General features: G+C 42.5%; 21 protein-coding genes and 2 tRNA genes. 12 read left to right on the plus strand and 11 right to left on the minus strand.

Features of this window, described 5'->3' with window-relative positions; genetic code table 11:
* Positions 1-4 precede the first annotated feature (4 nt).
* From N39L_RS00370 to N39L_RS00380, 3 genes are all read right to left on the minus strand, one after another.
* Entirely contained in the window at positions 5-2,788 is a 2,784-nt protein-coding gene (locus tag N39L_RS00370) for a tetratricopeptide repeat protein (RefSeq protein ID WP_014273948.1), read from the minus strand.
* Between the two features lie 78 nt (positions 2,789-2,866).
* The gene (locus N39L_RS00375; protein WP_081471125.1) at positions 2,867-3,655 is read right to left on the minus strand and encodes a class I SAM-dependent methyltransferase; all 789 of its coding nucleotides are present in this window, start codon (positions 3,653-3,655) and stop codon (positions 2,867-2,869) included.
* Positions 3,656-3,750: 95 nt separating this feature from the next.
* Positions 3,751-6,618 (minus strand): glycosyltransferase, encoded by a 2,868-nt coding sequence (locus N39L_RS00380; protein WP_014273950.1) that lies wholly within the window; start codon positions 6,616-6,618, stop codon positions 3,751-3,753.
* A gap of 239 nt (positions 6,619-6,857) precedes the next feature.
* On the opposite strand from N39L_RS00380, the gene N39L_RS00385 reads away from it, so the two are divergent.
* The 7 genes from N39L_RS00385 (at position 6,858) to hpsN (ending at position 12,700) form a co-directional block, all read left to right on the plus strand.
* On the plus strand, positions 6,858-7,601 hold the full coding sequence (locus N39L_RS00385) for an SDR family NAD(P)-dependent oxidoreductase (RefSeq protein ID WP_006619803.1): 744 nt from the start codon (positions 6,858-6,860) through the stop codon (positions 7,599-7,601).
* 121 nt (positions 7,602-7,722) lie between these two features.
* Positions 7,723-8,862 carry a hemolysin family protein gene (locus N39L_RS00390; protein ID WP_006619802.1) on the plus strand — a complete coding sequence of 380 codons (1,140 nt, stop codon included), beginning with the start codon at positions 7,723-7,725 and terminating at the stop codon, positions 8,860-8,862.
* A 162-nt stretch (positions 8,863-9,024) separates the two neighbouring features.
* Positions 9,025-9,106: transfer RNA gene (locus tag N39L_RS00395), tRNA-Tyr, on the plus strand.
* A 3-nt stretch (positions 9,107-9,109) separates the two neighbouring features.
* Positions 9,110-9,181 (plus strand) — tRNA-Thr (locus tag N39L_RS00400).
* A 137-nt stretch (positions 9,182-9,318) separates the two neighbouring features.
* A complete protein-coding gene (locus tag N39L_RS00405; RefSeq protein WP_014273952.1) occupies positions 9,319-10,452 on the plus strand; it encodes a glycosyltransferase family 4 protein in 1,134 nt (377 codons plus the stop codon).
* Positions 10,453-10,491: 39 nt separating this feature from the next.
* Positions 10,492-11,676, plus strand: coding sequence for a glycosyltransferase (locus N39L_RS00410; protein ID WP_006619800.1), 1,185 nt, complete (start codon positions 10,492-10,494; stop codon positions 11,674-11,676).
* Positions 11,677-11,707: 31 nt separating this feature from the next.
* Complete coding sequence (gene hpsN, locus N39L_RS00415; RefSeq protein WP_006619799.1) at positions 11,708-12,700, plus strand: hormogonium polysaccharide biosynthesis glycosyltransferase HpsN; 993 nt, start codon at positions 11,708-11,710, stop codon at positions 12,698-12,700.
* Between the two features lie 6 nt (positions 12,701-12,706).
* Here the strand turns inward: hpsN and trmB are convergent, their stop codons facing one another.
* From trmB to N39L_RS00430, 3 genes are all read right to left on the minus strand, one after another.
* The gene (gene trmB / locus N39L_RS00420) at positions 12,707-13,339 is read right to left on the minus strand and encodes a tRNA (guanosine(46)-N7)-methyltransferase TrmB (RefSeq protein WP_006619798.1); all 633 of its coding nucleotides are present in this window, start codon (positions 13,337-13,339) and stop codon (positions 12,707-12,709) included.
* 25 nt (positions 13,340-13,364) lie between these two features.
* Positions 13,365-14,408, minus strand: coding sequence for a polysaccharide pyruvyl transferase CsaB (gene csaB / locus N39L_RS00425; RefSeq protein ID WP_006619797.1), 1,044 nt, complete (start codon positions 14,406-14,408; stop codon positions 13,365-13,367).
* A 199-nt stretch (positions 14,409-14,607) separates the two neighbouring features.
* Positions 14,608-14,835: a hypothetical protein gene (locus N39L_RS00430; RefSeq protein ID WP_006619796.1), complete on the minus strand. Its 228-nt coding sequence runs from the start codon at positions 14,833-14,835 to the stop codon at positions 14,608-14,610.
* Between the two features lie 282 nt (positions 14,836-15,117).
* On the opposite strand from N39L_RS00430, the gene N39L_RS00435 reads away from it, so the two are divergent.
* Genes N39L_RS00435 through N39L_RS00450 form a run of 4 tightly spaced genes read left to right on the plus strand, consistent with a single transcriptional unit; the run spans position 15,118 to position 17,994 of the window.
* Complete coding sequence (locus N39L_RS00435) at positions 15,118-15,240, plus strand: hypothetical protein (RefSeq protein ID WP_006622354.1); 123 nt, start codon at positions 15,118-15,120, stop codon at positions 15,238-15,240.
* Positions 15,234-17,147: an ArsA family ATPase gene (locus N39L_RS00440; RefSeq protein WP_014273954.1), complete on the plus strand. Its 1,914-nt coding sequence runs from the start codon at positions 15,234-15,236 to the stop codon at positions 17,145-17,147. Before N39L_RS00435 ends, N39L_RS00440 begins: the two co-directional genes overlap by 7 nt.
* Before the next feature lie 11 nt (positions 17,148-17,158).
* Positions 17,159-17,290 carry a hypothetical protein gene (locus N39L_RS00445; RefSeq protein ID WP_286131317.1) on the plus strand — a complete coding sequence of 44 codons (132 nt, stop codon included), beginning with the start codon at positions 17,159-17,161 and terminating at the stop codon, positions 17,288-17,290.
* A gap of 35 nt (positions 17,291-17,325) precedes the next feature.
* Positions 17,326-17,994, plus strand: a complete 669-nt coding sequence (locus tag N39L_RS00450) for a leucine-rich repeat domain-containing protein (RefSeq protein WP_035736170.1) — start codon at positions 17,326-17,328, stop codon at positions 17,992-17,994.
* Positions 17,995-18,037: 43 nt separating this feature from the next.
* Here N39L_RS00450 and N39L_RS00455 read toward each other — a convergent pair whose 3' ends face one another.
* From N39L_RS00455 to fraC, 4 genes are all read right to left on the minus strand, one after another.
* The gene (locus N39L_RS00455) at positions 18,038-18,667 is read right to left on the minus strand and encodes a DUF1361 domain-containing protein (RefSeq protein ID WP_006619793.1); all 630 of its coding nucleotides are present in this window, start codon (positions 18,665-18,667) and stop codon (positions 18,038-18,040) included.
* A 69-nt stretch (positions 18,668-18,736) separates the two neighbouring features.
* Entirely contained in the window at positions 18,737-20,107 is a 1,371-nt protein-coding gene (locus tag N39L_RS00460; RefSeq protein WP_006619792.1) for a cobyrinic acid a,c-diamide synthase CobB, read from the minus strand.
* Between the two features lie 44 nt (positions 20,108-20,151).
* Positions 20,152-20,733: a DUF5357 family protein gene (locus tag N39L_RS00465; RefSeq protein ID WP_006619791.1), complete on the minus strand. Its 582-nt coding sequence runs from the start codon at positions 20,731-20,733 to the stop codon at positions 20,152-20,154.
* Between the two features lies 1 nt (position 20,734).
* A complete protein-coding gene (gene fraC, locus N39L_RS00470; protein ID WP_006619790.1) occupies positions 20,735-21,253 on the minus strand; it encodes a filament integrity protein FraC in 519 nt (172 codons plus the stop codon).
* A 144-nt stretch (positions 21,254-21,397) separates the two neighbouring features.
* Here fraC and N39L_RS00475 point away from each other — a divergent pair, with 144 nt between their 5' ends.
* Entirely contained in the window at positions 21,398-22,324 is a 927-nt protein-coding gene (locus tag N39L_RS00475) for a M28 family peptidase (protein WP_035736175.1), read from the plus strand.
* Between the two features lie 13 nt (positions 22,325-22,337).
* On the opposite strand, the gene N39L_RS00480 is transcribed toward N39L_RS00475, so the two are convergent.
* Positions 22,338-23,558: a class I SAM-dependent methyltransferase gene (locus tag N39L_RS00480; protein ID WP_035736181.1), complete on the minus strand. Its 1,221-nt coding sequence runs from the start codon at positions 23,556-23,558 to the stop codon at positions 22,338-22,340.
* Positions 23,559-23,667 lie beyond the last annotated feature (109 nt).

Genomic DNA, 23,667 nt, shown 5'->3' on the forward strand with positions numbered 1-23,667 from the left:
GATATTAATAACCATAAATTTCTACCTCATCCAAATGTAAATAGGTTCTGGCATTTAACTGAATGCGGACATACCGAGCCGCCTGGGAAGCGACGGAGACAATCAAAGGTTTTCCATAGATGCCTCCAGGTACTAATCTGCGATCGTTGACATAAACTTGTTCCCACTCATAGCTGTCGGTTGACAATAATATGTTCAGAGTTATAGCCCGTTCTGAATAATCAATATTATCAACCCGGTTATAGATTCGGACCTGCTGTATCGCACGTACCTCCTGTAAATCCACTTGCCACCAAGGGTTATCCTCTAAACTTGTGCAAAAACTATAACTGCCTGTTTTGTAACCATTAACTGCCCGTTGAGGATCGTCAGGTTTTGACCATTTCGAGAAAGAACTTTGTTGAGCTGGCTTATTTAAAGCCAGATTTTCTCCGGGAGTTTCTAACCCGTTTGGAGATGTTTGACACGGGTCAGGCGATCGCTCATGTTGTGGTGATAGCTGTAATTCTTGAGCAAAAATTATTTTCAGCTTATCTATTATATTTTGATTTTGTAGTTCCATAGTTTTACTTTGAGCATCATCAGGCAAAGAAGCAATTTGATTGACTGTTTCAATGCACCGATTCATCCGGTCATTAAATTCATCAATAGTCATGGCATCAATATATTCAAACAAAGCTTCAGGATTATTGAATTCCGAGTAATCTAAAAAACTATTAGCCGGAAAATCTTCATAAATTGCATTGCCTTTACCATAATAAATTGGCAAACATCCTGCTTCTAGGGAATGCCATATTTTTTCAGTGCAATAATAGGGATAAATCGTACTTTCAAAGCACAAGTTAAAGTGATATTGTCGGAGTTGTTCAATTTTTCTGAGATACTGGCTTTGAGCTTGTTGTCTTGCTATTTTTCGAGAATCCTCGACAGCCACACCACTTTTCCAACCGGGGCCGTAGATATCAACTTTGCCCAAATCAAATCCCACATAAGCAATGTTATTTCTAATCTTGATTAGGTCTAAATCGACTCCATCCTTAATCAAAGGAACTGCTTGTTTGCAAGTCGCTATGATGACGACAAGTTTACCTTTTAGCCTATCGAATTCACTCAGATTAACCGGGTTCATAATCGGCAAATTAAAATACTTATAATTATTCACATAAATGTTGTTTGTATAAGTGTTCATAATATGGACTTCTACATTTGTAAATATATAAATTTTATCGAAGAAGTGAGTATTGTAACGAGGCTCATGAGTCCATACTAAATATTTCTTCAGTTTTCCATAGTTTTTAATATAAGGATATAAATTTTTCAGATGGCGAGATAAAAACAGATCGGCTTCTTCTGGGCTGTTAGTAAACTCAAATTTTTCTAATTTTAAAAAATCGCAGTTTTCCCTTGCATAAAAAGGGGTATATCTCATGTCATCGGCGCGGTAAATTTTGATTTCTGTATGTTGATAAAACACAGGTTTCTGTTGGTCTGCAGCCAGTGCTTGCTCCAACTCATACAAAACCGTCGGTTGATCCAGTCCCAACTTCACTGCTTGACGATAAGATGCGATCGCCTGCTCCCACCGGTGCTGTTTTGCCAAGATTCTCCCCAAGCTCAAATGCAACCACCCAGCATCTGGGTTAACCGATATTCCCTTACGAAAAGCCTCTTCAGCCTCATACAACCGTCCCAATTTAGAGAGAGTTTCTCCTAGCTTCTGATAAACCCAATAAAAACTAGAATTTTCCTGAATCGCTTCACGATAAACCTCCACTGCTTCCCCGAGCTTATTCATCCGCTGTAACAGGTTGCCTTCCTCAAGCTTGCTGACCATCGATATCTCCTTAGATTTACACAACATTTTCAGTTGGTCAGATTTTAGATTTGATTCTACATCATAAACACAGATCAGGCGACGGAGTGGTGAACCCGGTTCAGTGATGAACTGATAATAATTAGGTTCTCGTCCAAACCAATGATTCATTTTTTCTAGGTCAACCGGGTCATGAATATGACCTTTTGTGCGTCCTGCCCGCCATTGGTAAGGTACGGACACGACCAACACACGACCAGTTTTCAAGAGTTTCTGACAAAAAGCCCGAGCATTTCGCACGTGCTCAATCACCTGAAGACAGGTCAAGATATCAAATTTCTTGTCGGGATTATATTTGAGAAAATCTGCCTTAATATCAACCACACCTGGAGCTTGATACGGGTTGCGTAAATCAATAGAATATCGTTCGGGAATCCAGGAAAACCAATCCAGATAGGGACATCCATTGGAACCGACATCTATAATTGAATTGGCATGGCTCCCTATCAGGTTAATAATGTATCTAATTTCCCGTAGATAGTGACTGTTCTCTCGTCTAGACCAATAAGAAGATTGGGGGGTTTCATTGTCCTGATGACTTGAAATATTTTTACTCCCTTGATTTTGGGATGCTAAATATATATTGAAAAGTGATCGCCTCTCTGACAACTTCTCCTCAATTTCCGTCGCCGTTTCTTCGACTTGAACTGCCTCTTCATCCCGACCCAAAGTCCGCAAAACTCTCCCCATATCCCAGTGATAGCAAGCTTTATTAGAGTGTCGCTCCACCGCTTGCCGATAGGCTTCTGCCGCCTCCTCTAAACGCCCTAACTTTTCCAGGCTTTCTCCTAACTTTTGGTGATACCAATGAAAACTAGGATCATGTGCGATCGCCTTTTGGTAAGCAGCCACAGCCTCCTCAAGCTGATTACTCCTTAGCAGTTGGTTTCCTTGACTAAAATCACTGGCTTTCATCTTAAAACCTCATCAAAAATTATAAATATTTAGGAATTCGTTAGGTGGATGATATCTTTTGATTGGAGATTTCATTATTTATAATAGCAAATCACTTTTATCCAAAAAGAAAAGGGACGAACCGACATAGTTACGCCATTTAGACTTGGGAATATTATATTGCATCAGTTCCTGTTCTGAGAACTCATCCTCAAGATGAATATCTAAGTTGACCGGAACGACCATACCCAGAGACATCTTTAAATCCGAAGAACTAAATCTGCGTATATGATCCTGTTGACCAAAATACTTACGATTTTCATCTGGATTTAATGAACCAAAGGAATCAAGAAAAGCCTTACCCATAACTGGCACACCAAAAATGTGTTTTCCACCTGGTTTCAGCAATCTATTTAACTTAATTAAAACTGCGGTATAGTTACAAGGAATATGTTCTAAAACGTGCAAATGAACAACTATATCAAAGCTTTCAGTTTGCCAATTATCTAAATCTTTACATAAATCCAGCTTACGAACATTGGTAATTCCTTTTTTTGTATACCTATCAGGATTGATGTCAGTGGGTACATAATTATTCCCAAGAATCGAAGAAAAGTATTTTGACAATCCATAATCAGGAGCTAAATGTAGCACTTTCATTCCTGGCTGTGGAAGTAAAAACTTTTTCAGGTACAACATTATAATGCGTGTTCTCTCTACAGAACCACAGTTTTTACACTTGACTTTTTTTCGGTTCATGCTATCTATAAATTTCTCACAGCCACAAAGATTACAAACGGGCTTTATGGCTCGATTATCGTTCTTTGTTTTCCCTAGTTTAGAGCCAGAGTATTGATTGCTTAATTGGTTTAATTCACTGTTTGACATATTTCTAAAATTCTTGATTATCAACGAAATAGCTATTAATCATCGGTTCATAATAACCAAAATATTGTGCCATGTGATGGCTTCAAAAATATCGACTAATTAGCATAATTAATAATATCCATTACCCTCCTATAATTACAGTTTTTGTAGACAAAATCTCGACCTATTTTAGCCCGATTTATATATTTATCTGGGTCAGACCATAATTCCCGGACTCTCAAACTCACCTGTTCGGGGTTGGCATATAAAGCTGCACCGCCAAAGGTTTCTTCAAACTGAGGGTCAATAATGACGGGAATCCCTACTGCCATAGCCTGTATAATCTCAAGACCTAAAGCCTCGATATAACTTTCATGAGGATAATAAATAAAAAAGTCTAAATCTTCCAAAAATTCCTGCATACCCATGTGATCGCCAGAAGTAAATTGCCAATTATTAGGCTGTTTACCCAGTAAATCAATAGCCCCCTTAGCACTGCCTAATATTCTCACATCCCAAGCATTATCTACACCATATATTTGCTTTAAAGTCGTCAATTCTCCAGGCCATTGCATAGGAGTATTAGCCCCGTGACGACCCACAACAGGCTTCTGATTATCCTGACCCCGCCACCGCAACTTTTGTCTACACCACTGTTCAACATCCATCATTGGATACCCGGGAGTTGGGTATGGCTTGGGGTAACGTTCATCTTCAGCCATTAACCTTTGAATAGATAAAGAAGAAGGTATCCAGTCTCCCTCTGTTCCGAACATAGTTTTGAGATTAGCCCTGACAATATATGGATCGTATTGTGGCTCAGACCCATCAATTAAACCCTCTGCAAATTGATTCACAATCACTATCAATTTTTCAGCGTTGATGGCGGGGAAATCATCAAGTCTATGCTGTAGAGCTTTCGGACAACCAAAGACGATAGTTTCAGCCTCAACTTGGTCTCCCGGCGTGAGTATATCTATCCCATACTTCACACAGACATCATAAAAGCTAGACTGAAGACTGATGTTAGGACTGGTATTGTAGCTGCGCCAATGGACGGCTGCCACCTTCAATCCCGACTGACGAGCGGCGACAATAAAGTTCAGGTTACAAACAAAAACACTATCACCGTTCGCCCAATCTGCCACCACAACCCCATCGTAAAAATATGTTTCTGATTTTAAAGGATGATTGCCCCTAGGGCAAGGAAAGGAGCGAACTTCTTCAGACAACTTGGGGGAGGTTTGGAAATCCTGCCGAGAATGCCAATACTTGTAAGCATCTCTGTAATGCCATCTAATGCCAAATTCCATGGTTTTGATATGAGTGGTTTTGGCACGAGTTAAGGAATCCTCCCTTACCATTCCCAAAGATAACATTACCTCACATTTAATGCGGTACAGGGCTTTAGCACCATACACCTGTTCCAGTCTTAATTGAAACTCAGTATCCCCCCCAATTCTAACAGCGTCCCAGACACCCACTTTGTCTAGGGCTTTTCTTTTGAACATTAAAGAGGAAAAATTTAGATCGAAAAGCCGATGTTTCGGTCTCCGTCCCCCCACTACCATGAGATTTTCATCAACTCGTACCCAGTGAGAAATCACCGCAATACAAAAACTTTTGCGATTATTCATCACCTCAATTTGATACTCAATTTTTTGTGGGTGAGACCAATCATCACTATCATTAACCATGATTAAATCACCTGTTGCAGATGCTAATCCACGATTTCGAGTCGGATAACAACCTTCATTAACATCTTTAGAAATTAGCTTAACGCGACGATCGCGTTGAACATATCCTGCCACTACTTCACGGGTATTATCACTACTACAATCATCAACTACAATAATTTCAATATTTCTCCAGGTTTGTTCCCGCAGACTATCCAGAGCGATGTGTATGGTTTCTGCTGCATTGTAGGCGGGTATAATTACAGAAACCTTGAGCTTCTGATTCTTAATCTTGGGTTCTGCATGAGCTGTAATGTTAGATAAGGATAATGGCAAACTAGAGTCCTTGAGGACAAGAGGTGATAGCCCTTTATTTTCGTAGATTTTATTAATATAATACAGAGGCAAGGTTGTAGCTTCATATCCTTGTCCTTTTTGGAAAGCTACTATCCGTTGTATGTTAGCTTTCAAGAGCCAAAAATCTGCTTTTTCTCCGAGAACTTGGATGGCAAAATCTAAGCGTTTTTCCGCCTTACTGATACGGTTTAGCTTGATTAAACATTGAATTTCTGCGAGTAAATACCTCGGATGTATTTCAGCACCCAATATATTGATTAACTCAACATTCTCTAATGCGATTTCATAATCACCGTCAACATAGTACCAACGAACTAACTCCCATGCTGCTTGAATTCGCTCACTTTTTGACGTTGTTAAATCATGCTTAATTTCTTCTAGTGCCGGTAGAGCATATCGGGAGTACCCACCCCAAAGCCTTTCCCCAAAATCCTGAGCTGTAAAATGAGGAGGTTTCAGAAAGTTTTTTGAGGATGATAACTGAGATTTTTGGTGTGAAACTCGGCTGGGTGATGCTTTCTTTTCTGCTGACTGAGAACGGCTTTTTTTAATTGAGTAATTATTGTTTGTTGCCGTGGGAGTTGAACTAATTTGATAGGTAGATCCCATCGACAAATCCGAAGGGGACGATCGCACCCCCACCAACTTAGGCTCAATTTCCATAGCCCGATCGCCTGCCTTTTTGGCTTCCTCAAACCGTCCCACCTGCCGCAAAACTCGGCTCAAACTCAAATAAGACCACGCCGCCTCTGGCTTCAATTCCACCGCCTTTTGATAGGCTTGAACTGCCTCATCAAAACGCCCTAACTTCTCCAGCGCCTCCCCCAAATTTTGGTAAGCCAAGTAAAAGTCCGGGTTTTGACCGATCGCTTTTTGATAAGCAGCGATCGCCTCCTCCAGTTGGCCATTACGGAGAAACTCATTACCTCGGCTAAAATCGCTTGCTGACATATCAAATGGGTATAAGAGACAGGGAACAGGTTTTGACACACTAGATTATAATGTAGATCCGCGCACCTGAAAAGTTCCCCAACCGAAAAATGTTGTACACCCCTACCCAGAGTCACAAACCAGAGACCCAGACTATATCCCTTGTCTGAGTCCGATCGCTGCTACCATTTTGGTTATAGATACCCCAGGGGCATTTATAGAGAAAACAGATTTGTCGATCGCTATAAGGACTTAATTGATTGCATATTTTGATTGTTGGTGCTAATGGTGGTATTGGCTATGGGTTTGTCGAGATGCTATTACAAGACCCAGCAATTGACAGGGTTTATGGGACTTATCGGCGTTGGGAGTCCGCCCAACACTTGTTAAACTTGGCCAGTCGGTATCCCCAGCGTCTCGTCTGTCTGTCCATGGATATTACCCAAGAATCTGATCTAGTCGCCGCTTTGGAAACTATTAGCCATCAAACCAGAGAATTAGACCTGGTCGTTAATTGTGTCGGCATATTGCATGGTGTCGGGTTCCAACCCGAGAAGAGTTTGCGACAAATTAATAGCGATCGCCTCATCGAGTATTTCCAGGTTAATAGTATTGGCGCAGTATTGTTAGCTAAACATCTGTTACCCTTTTTTAGTAGCCCGCGCCGCCATGTTTTCGCCACAATTTCCGCTAAATTAGGCAGTATTGGCGATAATCATTTAGGTGGATGGTATGGTTATCGCGCCTCCAAGGCCGCATTAAATATGTTAATGCGAACAGTCGCGATCGAATATTCCCGCAAAAGTCCCCAAACCATTGTCGTCATGCTACACCCAGGGACCACAGACACAGAGCTTTCCCAACCCTTTCAAAAAAATGTTACACCCGAAAAGCTATTTTCAGTTAATCGAACTGTACAACAACTCTTAGACGTGATTAACCGCCTAGAAATCAGTCATAGTGGTCAGTTTCTATCCTGGGATGGGACAAATTTACCCTGGTAGTAACCGAAAAACCGATAACAACTATGTTAAACTCGCTTAATTCAGCAGTGAAGGATTGATTCTATACTGAATCGATGTCACTCAACTTCAAAATCATAGTTTTAGAATTTGGTATCCCTCTGTGATTGGAATATCCCTCCCGGAATACCTGGCGACTACGGCTGTAACCGTACCTTTGTTAGGAAGTGTCTGGATAGATTTGCTAATTTTGCTGTTCATGTTGGTATTATCGGCATTTTTTGCAGGTTCAGAAACAGCGATCACAGCCTTAGATAATCTCAAGTTGCGGGCGCTAATTCGAGAGCAAGGTGATCCTAATCGGATGTTTACCCTGGTTTTGGAGAAACGGGCGCGATTTATTACGACTCTTTTGGTGGGTAATAATTTAGTTAATAACTTCTCGGCAATTATCACCAGTAATTTATTTGCTATCTGGTTGGGTAATGCCGGGCTAGGAATTGCTACCGCTGTGGTCACCTTTTTGCTGTTGGTATTTGGGGAAATTACCCCCAAATCTTTAGCTATTAGCAATGTTCTACCTATTTTTAAGGCCGTTATTCGTCCGATTTACCTACTGTCTATTCTCCTGTCTCCGGTTATTTATCTATTTGAAACCATTGCCCAAAGTATTATCCGGTTAATCAACCGGGGCGCTGTACAACCCGGTTTGTCGGTGCAGGAACTACGGTTAATGATTGAGATTTTAGGGGGTCGCGGTCAACTGGACTGGCAAAAACATCAACTGTTAAATAAAACCCTCGTCATGGATTATCTCATGGCGCGGGAGGTGGTGAAACCCCGTATTGATATGCGGACTATTTCCCATCAGGCGACTGTCCAACAGGTGATAGATTTGTGTTTGGAAACGGGTTATTCTCGTATTCCCGTCCAGGGAGAATCGAAAGATGAAATTGTCGGGATTGTGCATTTGAAGCGGGCGCTACAACTGATGCGCTCAATTAGTGTTGATAGCCCGTCGCCATCGGTCACAGAAGCTATGATTCCCCCGGTTTATGTACCGGAGACTAAACGGGTGGGTAGCTTGCTTACAGAGATGTTACAACAGCGCTTACACATGGCGATCGTTGTCGATGAATATGGGGGGACAGTGGGGTTGGTCACTTTGGAGGACATTTTAGAGGAGTTGGTGGGCGAAATTTACGACGAAAGTGATTTTCCCAGTCGGATGGCCCGCAATAAACCTATGAATTCTTCCCCCTCCCGGTCTGGGTCCTCTGGCTTGCCCTGGATTAGACATTGACCAGTTATTTGGCCATTAATTCGGGTTTCAGGAAAGCGATCGCTTATTTGGTCTTCGCTCAAACCCTTGCTAGATAAGGATTTTGGGATTTACAAAAAAAAGTTTTCCCAAACACTAGCTTTTTTTGAGATTTGTGATACCATTATAAATTGTTGAATAAATGGGTCGGTGCCCGAGTGGTTAATGGGGGCGGACTGTAAATCCGCTGGCTACGCCTACGCTGGTTCAAATCCAGCCCGGCCCACTTGCCCTTGTAGCTCAGTGGTAGAGCACACCCTTGGTAAGGGTGAGGTCACGAGTTCAATCCTCGTCAAGGGCTTATTATTGCTTAATATTTCCGTGGACGCAAGCCATACCTTGTCTATGCCATATCAAAGTATGATACACTGGTCACGGGTGAATCTACAGAATTGGTATTGAGAAGTATACAAGTATCCTGGGTTATAATTATAGTTAATGAAAATACTGTTGATTGGGAACTACCTACCAGATGCTCAACAAAGTATGCAGCGCTTTTCGGCTGTCATGGAGAGCGAGTTAAAAAAAGCAGGTCATGACGTGCGCTTACTGCGTCCCGAAGCCAAGTTAGGACAGCTTAAACCCGGCGGTAGTGGTGTAGGAAAATGGTTAGGATATATCGATAAGTTTATCATGTTTCCCCCTACATTAAAAGAACACTTAGCCTGGGCTGATGTTGCTCATATTTGCGACCATTCCAATGGATTTTATACCCGCTACTTACAAAAAATCCCCCACATTGTTACCTGTAATGATTTACTAGCCGTCCGTTCAGCTTTAGGAGAAATCCCCGAAAATCCCACCCGGTGGACAGGTCGGCAACTTCAACAAATCATTCTGAAAGGGTTAAATAAAGCTCAACGAGTAGCCTGTATTTCGGAAAAGACCAGAGAGGATTTACTGAGGATTAGCGAACTAGAACCCCAGGCGGCAACTACTATTTATATGGGGTTAAATTACCCTTATCGCCCCATGTCAGAAACTGAATATAAACCCAGGCTGGCAAAATTAAAAGTTCCCGAAAATAGTTCTTTTATTCTCCATGTAGGTGGTAATCAATGGTATAAAAATCGGTTAGGAGTTGTCAAAATCTTTGCCCATCTTCAACAAAAACTGGTCAAGGGCGATATTTATTTAGTGATGGCGGGAGCCCCCTTTACTGAAGAATTACAACAACTGATCACAAACTATGAATTAGAACCATTAGTTATTCCCTGTGTTAACATCGATAATGAAGACCTACGCGCTTTATACTCGGCGGCGATCGCTTTACTATTTCCATCCCTTCAAGAAGGGTTTGGCTGGCCGATTATTGAAGCCCAAGCCTGTGGCTGTCCGGTGTTTACATCCCATATACCTCCTATGACGGAAGTGGGGGGAGATGTAGCGATTTATATTGACCCCAAGAACCCCGAAGAATCAGCCACCAAAATTCTGGATTCCCTGAACATCATTAAGACAGACCCCCAACCATTATTTGATAATGCCAAAAGATTTACTACGGAGAAAATGATTAATGAATATATAGCTTTGTATGAACAAGCGATCGCCGCTTCCGGAAAACTTGGGTAAAACTAATGTGGAAAAATTCACGAAATCACCTATAAAATTATGGCAAAAGTTTTACATATTATTCCTTCAGTGAGTCCCATTAGAGGCGGGACTAGCGTTGCTGTGAGCGAGATTGTTCAGGCGCTAAGAAATTGTCAGGTAGAGGCGGAAATTCTCACCACTAATGATAGCGGTCCGGGAGTGTTAGAGGTTCCCTGTGGTGAGTTTATAGATTATCAGGATGTACCAGTTTTATTTTTCCCGAGATGGTCTCCCTCCGTTCCAGCCTTGTCTGAATATGCGATTTCTCGGCAACTTATGCAGTGGCTAAATACCTATATTAAGGGTTATGATTTAGTGCATATTCACTCCCTATTCTCCTATGTTTGTACATTTGGGGCGAGGAAGGCGCGACAGAAATCAATCCCCTATGTGATTAGTCCTCACGGTCATTTTTCCCCCTGGGTGATTAATCAAAAGCGGCTGAAAAAAAATATCTATAATTTCCTGTTGGAAAATGCCAACTTAAAAAAAGCGTCTCTGATTCATTGTACCACTAAGCTAGAACAAAAATATGTGGGTGATTTTGGTATAGATGCACCCACGGTTAATATACCTTTAGGCATCCATTTCCCGACGGTTTATCCTAACGCTAAAATGGCTCTGCGAGCAAAATATAATATTTCGGTGGATATGGAAACCCCGATTATTTTGTTTCTGTCAAGGATTCACCCCAAAAAACAACTTGATTTTTTAATTAAAGTTTTGGCTAATCTCCAGGGTGAAGATAAGTTTCATTTGGTGATTGGAGGGAGTGGGGAACCTGCTTATTGTCAATATATTGAGGGAATAATCAGCAGCCTAGGATTAGGGGAAAATGTGACATTTACAGGTTTTGTTAGTGGTGAGGATAAACAACTTTTACTCTATGGCTGTGATTTCTTAGCATTACCATCTTTGGGGGAAAACTTTGGTATTGCGGTGGCTGAAGCTATGGCGGCTGGATTACCTGTAGTTATTACCCCGGAAGTTGAGATCGCGGTAGATGTGATTGAGGAAAATGCTGGTTTGGTTGTACCGGGAACCCTAGACCAGTGGGAAAGTGCTTTAAAGCGGTTAATTAATGCACCGGATATCAGGCGAGAAATGGGTAATAATGGACAAAACTTATCTCGAGAGCGCTATAGTTGGAATGTGATTGGTCCTCAGTTTGTGGAGGCTTACAATTCGATTTGTCAGCCCTAAAAATCAGTAACTATTGGATATTATCAAAACTATGAATCTTCCTAAAGTCTCTGTAATTATTCCTACCTATGGACGTGAAGAATTGTTGCGGAATAGTTTATTGGATGTGATGAATAATGATTACCCAGATTTGGAAATCTTGGTAGTTGACCAAACGAAAAACCATGAACCGGAAACTCAAGAGTATTTAGAAAAGTTGTCACAATCTGGGAAAATTTCCTGGTGTCAACTGGAATGGGCTAGTTTACCGGGAGCGAGAAATTATGGGGTGCGACGCGCTACGGGAGAGATTGTCATCTTTATTGATGATGATGTTACACTTGAGCCTAATTTCGTCATGTACCATGTTCGCAACTATCTTGATCATCCTGAAATTGGCGCGGTAGCGGGTCGGGTATTAACCCCAGAACATTTACAGGGAACCCACACACAACCGACTTTTGATTATCTACCACCAGAGGCGAGTGATCCGGGTATTGCTTGGTATTATTTGGATGTGGTTAATACTATGAAACCTCAAAAGATTATTAGTGGTCGGGGGTGTAATATGTCTTTTAGGCGATCGCTTTTTACTGACCATGGAATTTGGTTTGATGAACGATTTAGGGGTAGCGCGGTGCGTGAGGAGTCGGATTTTTTCTTGGATATCCGAAAAACTGATTATCAGATTTGGTATGATCCAGAAGCAGTTTTAGTGCATATTGGGGAACCCACCGGAGGCTGTCATGATATTAGTACCCGGTCTTTAGAGTACCAAATTACCCATTATCATAATCATTTTTTGATGGCATTTAAGCATTTAACCTGGAAACAATCCCTACATTTATATATCCGTCTATTTGATTGTCATGTTCTCGGACATCCTCCTTGTAACAAAAGTGGTGGGTTTACTAAAATTATGGTGCGGGGGATTTTCTATTTCTGGGGATTTTTTAGTGCGATTTGGACTCAGATACAAGGACTGTGGAATGATGGACAGATTTACACACGCCAAGACCCCCAAGCTATGTCTGGGGTGAATTAAGAGTGATTAATTCGCCTTAAATTGAGTCCTATAAACGGGTTCGCCACGGTTAAGGGTAGCGATTTCGCGTTCGGAAGCGACGGGTAGGGGGTTGTCTGTTAACCAATGTTCTGAGAGGAGATGAAAGCGGGGATTTTCCCTAAAGCGATCGCGCATTTCGATCGCCACAGTTTCCACGTCCGAGGCTAACAATACCCAACCACCGGACACCATAAACTTGGCTAAATCTTCCACCAGTTGCGGTTGTACTACTCGCCGCCGTTGATGCTTGCTTTTAAACCAAGGGTCAGGAAATAAAATACTAACTGTTTTGATAGTTTGTGGGGGCAAAGATGCTAACATTGAGGATAGGGAATAGTTAGCATTACCGAAAATATAGTGTAGATTAGTTAGCTGTTTTTGGTCGCGCCAATGGTTGGCTTCTTCCACTAAAGTCTGACGTATTTCTAACCCTAAAAAATTATGATATTCTTGGATTTGAGCAAGTTTCCATAAAAATCTACCCCTTCCGCATCCAATATCAATATGGAGAGGTTTGTTAATATCACTATATATCTCTGACCAATTTGGGTTTTTAACAGAGAATTGAAATTTCCGCGCTAAAGGGTTAACGTGCTGACGAACCCGAACTCTTCCCAATGTTTACACCTCCAATTAAGAGTAGCTAACTATTAATTAATGATTGCAATAGTTCCCCATGAAGTTGGGCGCGATCGCTCAGAGATTGAATTTTAACACGGTCAAGGCGATCGCCATTAACATAATGTTCAATCCAGGCTTTACTAATGATATTAGCATCATCGGGAATTTGGGAAAGTTCCCAACCGGGGAAGTCTAATTCTGCCATTAAATGACTCACTTTAGGGTCATAACTAATAGCAAAACAGCGACATTCCTGGGAGGCTGCCATAATTAAACTATGTAGTCGCATTGATATAGCCATTTCCACCCCCTGAAATAATCCCCGCAACATTTGAGGATCTGTTAATTTCAGAATTTGGCTATGGTGAGGAATAGCCCTATGGACTAACTCAGCGATCGCCAAATCTTGGGATAATTGAAACGGAACCAGTAAAATATAGGTATCCGTCACCTGCTGAAAAGACACCAAAGCCCTAGTTAAAATCTCTAACCGTTTTGGGGTCAATAATGGATGCGATCGCCAGGTGACAGCCACTCGCGGGGCTGGAAAATCCCACAGCCCCGGTACAGGCTTGGGGTCAAGTGCCCACACTGGATCAGGAGCTAAGGTAAACGGAATTTGCCAATCTGTCAATAGGGCAGCCGAACCACTATCACGGACAGTAACTAGATTACACCCAGAAAAAGCCCTTTTTGCCATAGCACGGGTAATCGGACGCTGGAGGGGACCAATACCTTGAGACCAAGCAATAGTGGTCAATCCCATCTGTTGAGCTAATCCCATCAATCCCGTATAATATAATGGGCTGATGGTGCTGGTGACATCTTGGATTAAACTGCCGCCCCCCCAGATAAACCAATCAGCAGCCCGCAAAACTTTCAACACCTGAAAGGCATTTCGGCGATCGCCGGTTTGAACTCCGTATTGGGTCTCAGTTTGGCTAGGGTTTCCCGATAAAGCGATCGCTTCTACCGTATCGGGTAGCATCTGTAATAACGAAGCCAAAAGCGCCTCATCACCGCCATTCCCCTCCCCATAATAACCACAACAAATAGCCCTTACCATCTTGCTATTCAAACTTGAACTGTTCTTGTACCGTTAAATATACCGATATCCAATAATTCGTCAAATCTCATCAGGCAATAATTAGGGAAGACACCCAGACTGCTGGCTATGTCGGCTTGGTAGAATTCATAGCAATTGATAGCAGCAGTTACATATCCCCCAACTCTCAGTATTGCACCCCAGTAGCTGTCAAAAGATATTAACAGACTCCATTATCATAACACTCAGAGGGTCGTCTTTGTTGAACCTCCGGTAGTGGTAACTCGTAGGGGGATGTATTTTCACTCCCCCAAAAGATAGATTCTGTCTTCACCGGGAAAGATAAGACCTCAGACTGATTAAAAACGGCATTGGGGACTCCGGGGATTGCCAAAAACAGGGGAAATGCCATCATCAGCATTTGGGTTTGTGATTTAATGTTACTCATGATTTGAACCTCGCCTAAGCTGAACTTGATTAAAAATAGGCAAACCGTCGAGGGTTTTGTATCTTACTTGTTTCATTTTTCCAGTTAGAAATGAGATAGCAGGATTTTCCTGAAATAGGGAAAGAACACGGTTTAATTGGGACTTAGGCCCAGGGGGGTTAATTTAATCCTTGCCAACTTTCTATAATTCCATTATGATGGAGCGAACTCCCAATCATCATCTGCCGTATGACAGTTATTGCTGAGGCTGAAGGGCTGATGAGTAGGTGCTAGGGTCATGGGGTGATTGGGTCTAATGGTCAACATAACTCGGAATCATTAAATAATGATGTAGCCGGGACTTGCTCTGATCAGGCGATCGCCCCCAAGGTAAAAAATGGAGTCAATCAGAGAAATTTATGGTAGAGGACTTTCATAAGCTAAGTTTAGCTCTATTTAGTGGTAAAGGAGGTGTGGGTAAAACCACCCTGGCTTGTGGGTTAGCCCTCCATTGGGCTAGTCAGTTTCCTGATGATCGCATCCTGCTACTATCAACAGATCCAGCCCACTCCCTAGGAGATGTGCTACAAATGCAGGTAGATAACACCCCCAACCATGTCGCTGCCTCTGTTGATTTTGTTCCCCTACCCAACCTGAGTATCCGCGCCCTAGATGCCCATATACTACTCAAAGACTTTAAGGAACGCTACGGAGATACCCTACAATTGTTGGTGGAACGTGGCAGTTTTGTAGAAGGCGAAGACCTTACCCCCGTTTGGGACCTCGAATGGCCGGGAGTTGATGAGTTGATGGGTTTATTGGAAATTCAGCGCCTCTTTGACGAAAACCTGATCGACCGGGTAGTGGTGGATATGGCTCCCAGTGGTCACGCCCTCAACCTTTTGGGGTTAATGGATTTTTTGGATAATTTGTTAGAATCCCTCGAACTATTCCAAGAAAAACATCGCACCATCGGCAGTTCCTTTACTGGTAGCCACCGCCAAGACGAAGGAGATGAGTTTTTAGATGAAATGCGGGACAAACTCGCTTCAGGACGCGCTAGGCTGCAAGACGCTGACCATACATCTTGTTTCTGTGTGGCAATTCCTGAACCCATGAGTTTATTTGAAACCAGGCGATTTCTGGAGTCTCTACAAACTCTCAAAATTCATCTGGGGGGGATTTGGATTAATCATATCGTGGCGGAAACTGTTGATGGCGATCGCTATCGTGAACAGCAACCCCTCATGGCTGAGTTTATCAAAATCGCCGCCGATCAGCCTATATTTCTCGTCCCGGAATTAGACACCGAACCCCTGGGAGTTACCGCCTTAAATAGCTTATTTGCTCAAACTAAGCCTTTGGGTAACGATGACCAATTAGCTATCATCACCCAAACCGAAAACCAGCCCGTATCATTGGTGACATTCCCTGATGCTCCTAAATTACCAGATTTTCTGTCCTTGGGGCGGCGTTTAGTTATTGTCGGGGGAAAAGGTGGTGTGGGTAAAACCACTGTTGCTGCTGCTATAGGTTGGGCGATGGCAGAACGTTACAGCGCGCGCCATGTTAGAATGGTATCTATTGACCCAGCCCATTCCTTGGGTGATGCCTTCGGTTGTCAGTTAGGACATCAAGCCCTTAACATTACTGATAACCTTAGCGGTCAGGAAATTGATGCTGACCAGGTTCTCGATAGGTTTCGCTCAGACTATCTCTGGGAATTGGCGGAAATGATGGGGGGAGATTCTGGAGACCCTGATGCTAATCTCAAACTGGCTTATGGACCAGAGGCTTGGAGGCGCATTGTTTCCCAGTCTCTCCCAGGACTTGATGAGATGTTGTCTCTGGTGGAGGTGATGGAGTTATTGGAAAGCCACGAACAAGATTTGATTGTATTAGATACTGCTCCCACGGGTCATCTATTGCGGTTTTTGGAGATTCCTACCGCTATGAGTGATTGGCTGGCTTGGATTTTTAAGCTGTGGATCAAATATCAGAATGTCTTGGGAAGGGTTGAGTTTATGGGACGGTTGCGAACCTTGCGTCAGCGGGTGGTGAAAGCACAAAAACGTCTGGCTGACCCCGAATATACCGAGTTTATTGGAGTTGTTCAAAATCGCTCTGCTATTCTAGCAGAAGCTGAAAGATTAGTCGAATCTGTCCGGGAACAGTCGATCGCCCAAAATTACATCGTACATAATCGCGCTGAATTGGGTAAGGCAATTTCAGGCGATCGCTTTGGGGAATTGGCGATCGTTCCTTTACCTAATTTACCTCGCTGTGTTGAGCCGATATTCCGCATTCAAAAAGCTGCTGAATTAATCTTTTAACAGCACCCTAAATGCGAGCAACACCGAACCAAACCACCCCAGACGGCTATATATATGCCGCCACATTTCTCCATGCTTTTATCATAAGTCAATCTCCGAGATTTGTCAATAGGCAATCTGGCAAATTAGGGATTATTCTATAAATGGTGTATTAATCAATCCAAGGAAGGAATGAGCCATGGTTAAGGGTAATCTTCTGAGTCGATGGTGGGGAGTAACGATGATGGGGATAATGATTAGTTTAACCGGGAGTATTAGTCCGGTGTCTGTCCTAGCTGAATCCGACTCTTCCGACCCTTCCGAAACCTATACAACTATTATGGATTGGTGTCTGAATAGGGAGAATTTATCCCCAGATGCTAGATATACGGTACAACTGATTTTGAGGGAAGCCGGAACCTTTAACTGTGCGAGAGCTAGTGAAAACTTGCTAAATTTAAATAGACTAGATCTGAACACCAGTTTAATTAGGGATGTTGCGCCTTTAGGAAGTCTCACCAACCTAACCGAATTAAGATTGATGAATAACCGGATCTCAGATATCAGTCCTCTCGCGAATCTGACGAACCTGGAAAATCTGGATTTAAGCTACAATTTACTAACCGATGTTAGCGATTTGGGACAACTCATGAATCTGAGAGTTCTTAACCTGAGTTATAACGAAATTAATGATATTAGTACCCTCAACAATTTATCAAGACTAAATGAGTTAAATCTCAATCATAACAACATCTCTAATATCAGTTCGTTGTCTTCCCTAGAACGCATCACTTATTTATTTGTCAGACATAACCCGATCGAGGATCAGACCTGTCCGATTTCCCCTAGATTTATCTGTCAGTTTTAGGGTATTTTTAGGGAAAGGAGGATTTCTGCTGCATCGACTGGGATTACTCAAAGGTTTTATAAACTTGGCGAAATTGTAAAATCAAGCCGAGGGTGATTTGTTTCATTACTAGGTATAAAACGGATATAATCACAAAGGTAATGATGATGACTAATAGGGGTTTCCGGCTAGTCAAATCATTCAAAGTTTCCACCATAATGACATCTGGTTGAGTCACCAAGTCCCAACTATTAAATCTTTGAAAACGTCCCAGATATACACCGATCGCACAGAGAAAATGAACGATAAACTCAGCGGGAATCACCCATTTTTTCGCTCCTTGTCTAATCAAATAGTGACCCTGATTAATTAAGGAAATGACATAGGCTTGAAATCCCATGAGAATTGCGAAGACATGAAGGGGGATAAAAAACAGAGTAATAACCCAGACGGAATATCCGGCTCTGGTGGCTCTGATTAAGTGGATAATATCGGTTAGCAAATAGGGTGCATTAGGTAAAAATGCGATAAAAATAACTAAAGTAATCCACCACAACCAAGACCGAGAGAGATTTTTTCGCCTAAACAGAAAGAAGCTGAGAACTAAGGGAATAAACGCTAAAAACAGATTCCAAATAATCCAGCCACTATGTCGATTAAAAGCATCTAAAGCACCGGCGAGTATAGCTTCCATGGTCTTGTAAATTCCTTTGTTAGTGAAACTCAATCAAGCGATCCGGATCCTAGGGAATATTATATCTAATTAATAATTATGGCGACAGGATTTTAAAAACCGTTGAGGGATGGTGGTCTGACTCCCCCAATGTAGGTGTAAATAGGAACAGTGAACATTAGGAAGGGGGTTCCAACCTTCGGGGTGAGTTTGTTGGAGGCTGTGATAGCGAGAAATATCATAGATAGGGTTAGGGGGCTCTTCGGTGAGGTGGGAATGGTGAAATTGATGACCGCAGACGGTATCTCCTGGGGATAGTAGGGGTGTTTGTCGTAATACTTTCCCTTGATAATATCCTAGGGTGAGTCGTTTTTCCATAATAGCGGTAGTAGGAAGAATTCCGACCATTGACCAGGCTTGTTGATTAAAGTCGATAATTTGATCGCATAAATACATTAACCCCCCACATTCTGCATAAGTAGGAATACCGGACTTAATGAGCGATCGCACTTGTTGAATAGCGGGTTGATTTTGACTTAAAGACTCAGCGAATACTTCGGGAAAACCGCCACCAAAATACAGACCATCAACGGGTTCGGGAATGGTTTGAGTTAGGGGACTCCACCAGATTAATTCGGCTCCCAATTCTTGCAATAAATCGAGGTTATCAGCATAGTAAAAACTGAAAGCGACATCACGAGCGATCGCTATTTTCACAGGGGGGGTTTTAACGGGAATCTCTGGAGGTTCTGGGGTGACAGTTTCCGCCGCCAATAGGGGAAGTAGTTGAGACCAATCAAAACAATTAGCGGCTAATTCTGTAAGTCGGTTTAAGAGTATGTCAAGATTAGAAAGTTCTTGGGTGGGAACTAATCCCAAATGGCGGTCAGGAATGGTAATATTATCCTGGCGGCGCAGGACACCTAAAATGGGCAAATCCAGGGGTTTTAAGGCGGCTTTCAGTAAATCCAGATGGCGATCGCTTCCGACTCGGTTAAGGATGACACCTGCGAATTTTAGACGAGGATTTATGGTACAATAACCATGGGCGATCGCCGCGACAGAACCGGATAATCTAGAGCAATCAATCACTAAAATAATCGGTAAATTCAAGGATTCAGCAATATAAGCAGTTGAGGCAAAATCAGAGTTAAATTCTGTGGATTTCCACCCCCTAGGAATACCATCAAACAACCCCATAACTCCCTCAATAACTCCTAATTGAGAGCCACTAATATGGCGCTTAAAACAGGATGTAACATAATCTTCTGAAGTCAGAATCGGATCGAGATTTCGGCAGGGTTTTTGGGTAACATACTCATGAAACATCGGGTCAATGTAATCAGGACCAACTTTGAAGGATTGCACATCAAAATTGTGATGTTTCAGATAAGCCAAAATACTGAGCGTGATTGTAGTTTTACCTACGCCGCTACGTTCTCCCGCAATGATAACAGTCATGATAAATCCACCTATTTTGACCAGTTTTTAACCATTATTAACCATTATAAATTACTCGGATTATCCGAGAAATTATCAACTTGTTGGAGCATAATTTGTTGTTCAAATAGATCGGGATATTCTTGGATCCAATTATCAACCAAAAAATAAAAGGAGATCCAGCAACTCAGAACTACATGACTAAGAATCAATAACAGAAACGGCCCACTAATTAAGGGGGGACTTGGTCGCAGTTTAAATTTAGCATCGATCCCCTGGATTAAAAACACAAAACAAGCGCAGATAATCGGCCAAACAGTTATGGCAAATGTGGGCAATTGTTGGGCAGTTTCCTGATAAATTAATACGGTAATTAAAGTTCCGGTAATCCAAGGACTTAGGGAAACACCACGAATTATAAAAGGATGTTGATTGGTGCGCCAGGAAATCCCAGCAGTTAGCAAAATCCAACTCAGGTTAGCTATAGAGTTACTGCGTTCAATGTTATCGGTCAGCAGGCTGGAAACCAACCAAGCCAATAGACCAACTATGACTACACTTTTCCAGTGATATAACTTAGGTGGCTTAACTGTATTTACCACAGAAGTGACATTTTTAACTAAGGGATGTTTCAGGGGATTATCCATATTATGAAACCTCGTTAGCTTGTAGTACAGTTAAGGCTATAATACACACATAACTAATAGTGTGTGCGCGGACAAGAGAGCGAATAATGATTTGAGTTTCCTGATTCATGGAAAAAATCAGAGGACTTTGAGATTTTTTTGGCTCAGGCTTATCTTTTTGCGGTGGGATTTCGCATAAAAATTTATACAAGGCAAATCCATTCATTTTAATGGCTAAATACAACAAAAAATAAACCATCGTAATGAGTAACAAGGTTAGGGAAAATTGGGGAGTTTCTCCGACCATTATATAGACGATAAAATCTTTATGAACAAAGCCAGGAATAACTGCCTTTATTATAAAAAAACTCATAATTCCTATGATTTCGGCTAACAAATTAATGACGGCGGCATATTCGACACTTTTACGGGGGGAAAAATTCAGATAACCACTCAGAAGCCATGATTCAATGGTAATCACAATTAACAAACGACAAAATCGGGTGAGGATTGTCCGTATTCCAATGGTGACAGGTAGCATGAAGCGTGGACTCCATTAAGATGATAGACTTAATCTATCATTAAGTTGGGAAATGATTAACATTTACTGTGCTAAGGTACACCGAAGTTATTTTCGTGATTGATAAGTCTAGCGATCGCCCTACTATGGGAAAGGGGAGTAATCATGATATTGATGCCAGGAAAAAGCTACAGAGGTACACTTCCACCCCTGACAAGACACGAGGAAGAAGTTAGCGATCGCCTACGACAAGACGTAGAAGCGATCGCTGGGGCGGGAGAACACAACTATATATATTATGATAATCTTCTTAAAACTGAGGCTTACCTGGAAAGTAGACTAACCCAAGCTGGTTATACAGTCCAACGCCAAGAATATCTGATTGGCGATCGCCAATTTACCAATTTAGAGGTAGAAATACCAGGGGAAGCCCTGGGGGAAGAAATTATAGTGATTGGGGCTCACTATGATTCTGTGGTAGGATCTCCTGGGGCTAATGATAACGGATCAGGAGCGGCGGCGGTCTTAGCACTAGCCGATTATTTCGCGCCAACCCATCCCCAAAAAACTCTAAGATTTGTGGAATTTGTGAATGAAGAACCGCCTTTTAGCTGGACTCCAGACATGGGAAGTTGGGTTTATGCAAAGCGATCGCGAGAAAGAAATGAGAAAATAGTGGCGATGCTGAGTTTAGAAACAATGGGCTACTACTCGGACACTCCTGGAAGTCAAACCTACCCCCTGGGGCTATTAAATAATATTTACCCGATTACTGGAAACTTTATCGCATTTGTTGGTAACTTCGCGTCTGGGGGATTAGTCCGGCAAGTAGTTAAAGCATTCCGTACCCATACGCTGTTTCCCTCAGAAGGCTCGATTTTACCTAATACGGTTCCGGGTGCGGGTTGGTCGGATCATTGGTCTTTCTGGCAGGAGGGTTATCCGGGAATTATGGTCACGGATACGGCTATGTTTCGCTATCCCTACTATCACAGCCAGGAAGATACCCCAGCAATGGTTAACTATAACCACCTCGCTAGGGTAGTTTCTGGCTTGGAGGCAGTGATTATGAATCTGGCTAATATTGATTGATTCACCCCCCCTGCTAAGAGGTGGGAGTTAGGAGGATAAACTGTCGAGATAGGAGCGATCGCACTCCAGAAATATCGAGTTGGACAGCAGCCAGAATATCACCGACAGTGCGGGGATTTTCTACGGTACCATCAGCAGTTGAATTAGTTTCACAGGCTTTGAGAAACTCAAACTCATCATCTGATAATGTCACCAGGTGATAATTGCAATCAAATACTGTTTGACTCGGCCAACCATTCAAACAGTAGGTTAACTGAGGAATGGCAGCTAATAAAGCGCTATCATCAGACCAATTAGCCTTGGGTACAGGGGGACGAGCCAGGAAAAACTCATAATGGCTAACTTGGGGGTCTAATAACTCAATGAGGCGATATAGTTGGCGATCGCTTAAATTTTCCACCCTTTCGATAAGTTCGGGGGATTTACCAATCAGGCGATTAATATCCCAATACTCAGGATTAGAAAAACCGACAAATTCCAATTGAGAGCTATCAATCAACTCAAACAGAGTGTCAATGTTGTAGTCAATTTCTTGGGGATGGACATACATATCAGCAAAACACTCATCTCGCTGATTTTCCAGAGCCCAACGTTCGGACTCATACAGGACTAGACGGTTATCTTCGGGTAAGGCTTCAAAAACTTTGCGCCCCACATTTACGCCGTCGTGATAATCGCCGCGTTTGTCCCCTTGTAGTAAGGCGATCGCCTGCTGCATAAGTCGCACTTCCCAGCGACCCAACTCAGCATAAACAAAAATATGTAATAATCCCCCGGGCGCTAATTTAGAAGCCAAGGCTTGGATACCCCGAATGGGGTCTGGTAGGTGATGGAGTACCCCCACACAGTTAATCAAATCAAACTCTCCCTCGAGTTGTCCCACATCATAGAGACTCATCTGTTTAAATTGAGGCTCTGGAGTTCCCCGAGTAGATATCCCGGAGCGCCGACAGCGTTCTTGAGCGGTAGCGATCGCTCCTGAACTCAAATCAATACCCAAAACCTCAGCCTCTGGGTTAAGCTGAATCAGATATTCCGTACTCGAACCCGTCCCACAACCGGCATCCAAAATCCGAATTTTGGTTTTTTGGGGTTTTTGTCCCGTACAAAATCCATAGGCTGCTGACCAACACCAGCGCCAGTTATAACCCGGTGGCGGTTCATTTAACAAAGGGTCGGGGGGAAAAGGGTAAATATCGTAAAGCCGTTTGACAGCAGCGCTAATTTCTTCCATGATCAAAACCAACAGACAACAACCCAAGCAAGCAAGCGAACGTGCTTTTTCAGAATACCCTACAATCGCCCCCAGTAGACCATAAATCTCTAGGGTGTTGGTCATGTAA

The sequence above is a fragment of the Limnospira platensis NIES-39 genome (assembly GCF_026000695.1).
Classification (GTDB): Bacteria; Cyanobacteriota; Cyanobacteriia; order Cyanobacteriales; family Microcoleaceae; genus Limnospira; species Limnospira platensis.

Coding starts and splice junctions, on each gene's coding strand:
- N39L_RS00370 (WP_014273948.1), bottom strand. CDS start 2,788: ATGAAAGCCAGTGATTTTAGTCAAGGAAACCAACTGCTAAGGAGTAAT.
- N39L_RS00480 (WP_035736181.1), bottom strand. CDS start 23,558: ATGGAAGAAATTAGCGCTGCTGTCAAACGGCTTTACGATATTTACCCT.
- N39L_RS00430 (WP_006619796.1), bottom strand. CDS start 14,835: ATGAGTAACATTAAATCACAAACCCAAATGCTGATGATGGCATTTCCC.
- csaB (WP_006619797.1), bottom strand. CDS start 14,408: ATGGTAAGGGCTATTTGTTGTGGTTATTATGGGGAGGGGAATGGCGGT.
- N39L_RS00405 (WP_014273952.1), top strand. CDS start 9,319: ATGAAAATACTGTTGATTGGGAACTACCTACCAGATGCTCAACAAAGT.
- hpsN (WP_006619799.1), top strand. CDS start 11,708: ATGAATCTTCCTAAAGTCTCTGTAATTATTCCTACCTATGGACGTGAA.
- N39L_RS00445 (WP_286131317.1), top strand. CDS start 17,159: ATGCGAGCAACACCGAACCAAACCACCCCAGACGGCTATATATATGCC.
- N39L_RS00475 (WP_035736175.1), top strand. CDS start 21,398: ATGATATTGATGCCAGGAAAAAGCTACAGAGGTACACTTCCACCCCTG.
- N39L_RS00465 (WP_006619791.1), bottom strand. CDS start 20,733: ATGGATAATCCCCTGAAACATCCCTTAGTTAAAAATGTCACTTCTGTG.
- N39L_RS00450 (WP_035736170.1), top strand. CDS start 17,326: ATGGTTAAGGGTAATCTTCTGAGTCGATGGTGGGGAGTAACGATGATG.
- N39L_RS00440 (WP_014273954.1), top strand. CDS start 15,234: ATGGTAGAGGACTTTCATAAGCTAAGTTTAGCTCTATTTAGTGGTAAA.
- N39L_RS00375 (WP_081471125.1), bottom strand. CDS start 3,655: ATGTCAAACAGTGAATTAAACCAATTAAGCAATCAATACTCTGGCTCT.
- N39L_RS00460 (WP_006619792.1), bottom strand. CDS start 20,107: ATGACTGTTATCATTGCGGGAGAACGTAGCGGCGTAGGTAAAACTACA.
- N39L_RS00380 (WP_014273950.1), bottom strand. CDS start 6,618: ATGTCAGCAAGCGATTTTAGCCGAGGTAATGAGTTTCTCCGTAATGGC.
- N39L_RS00455 (WP_006619793.1), bottom strand. CDS start 18,667: ATGGAAGCTATACTCGCCGGTGCTTTAGATGCTTTTAATCGACATAGT.
- fraC (WP_006619790.1), bottom strand. CDS start 21,253: ATGCTACCTGTCACCATTGGAATACGGACAATCCTCACCCGATTTTGT.
- N39L_RS00410 (WP_006619800.1), top strand. CDS start 10,492: ATGGCAAAAGTTTTACATATTATTCCTTCAGTGAGTCCCATTAGAGGC.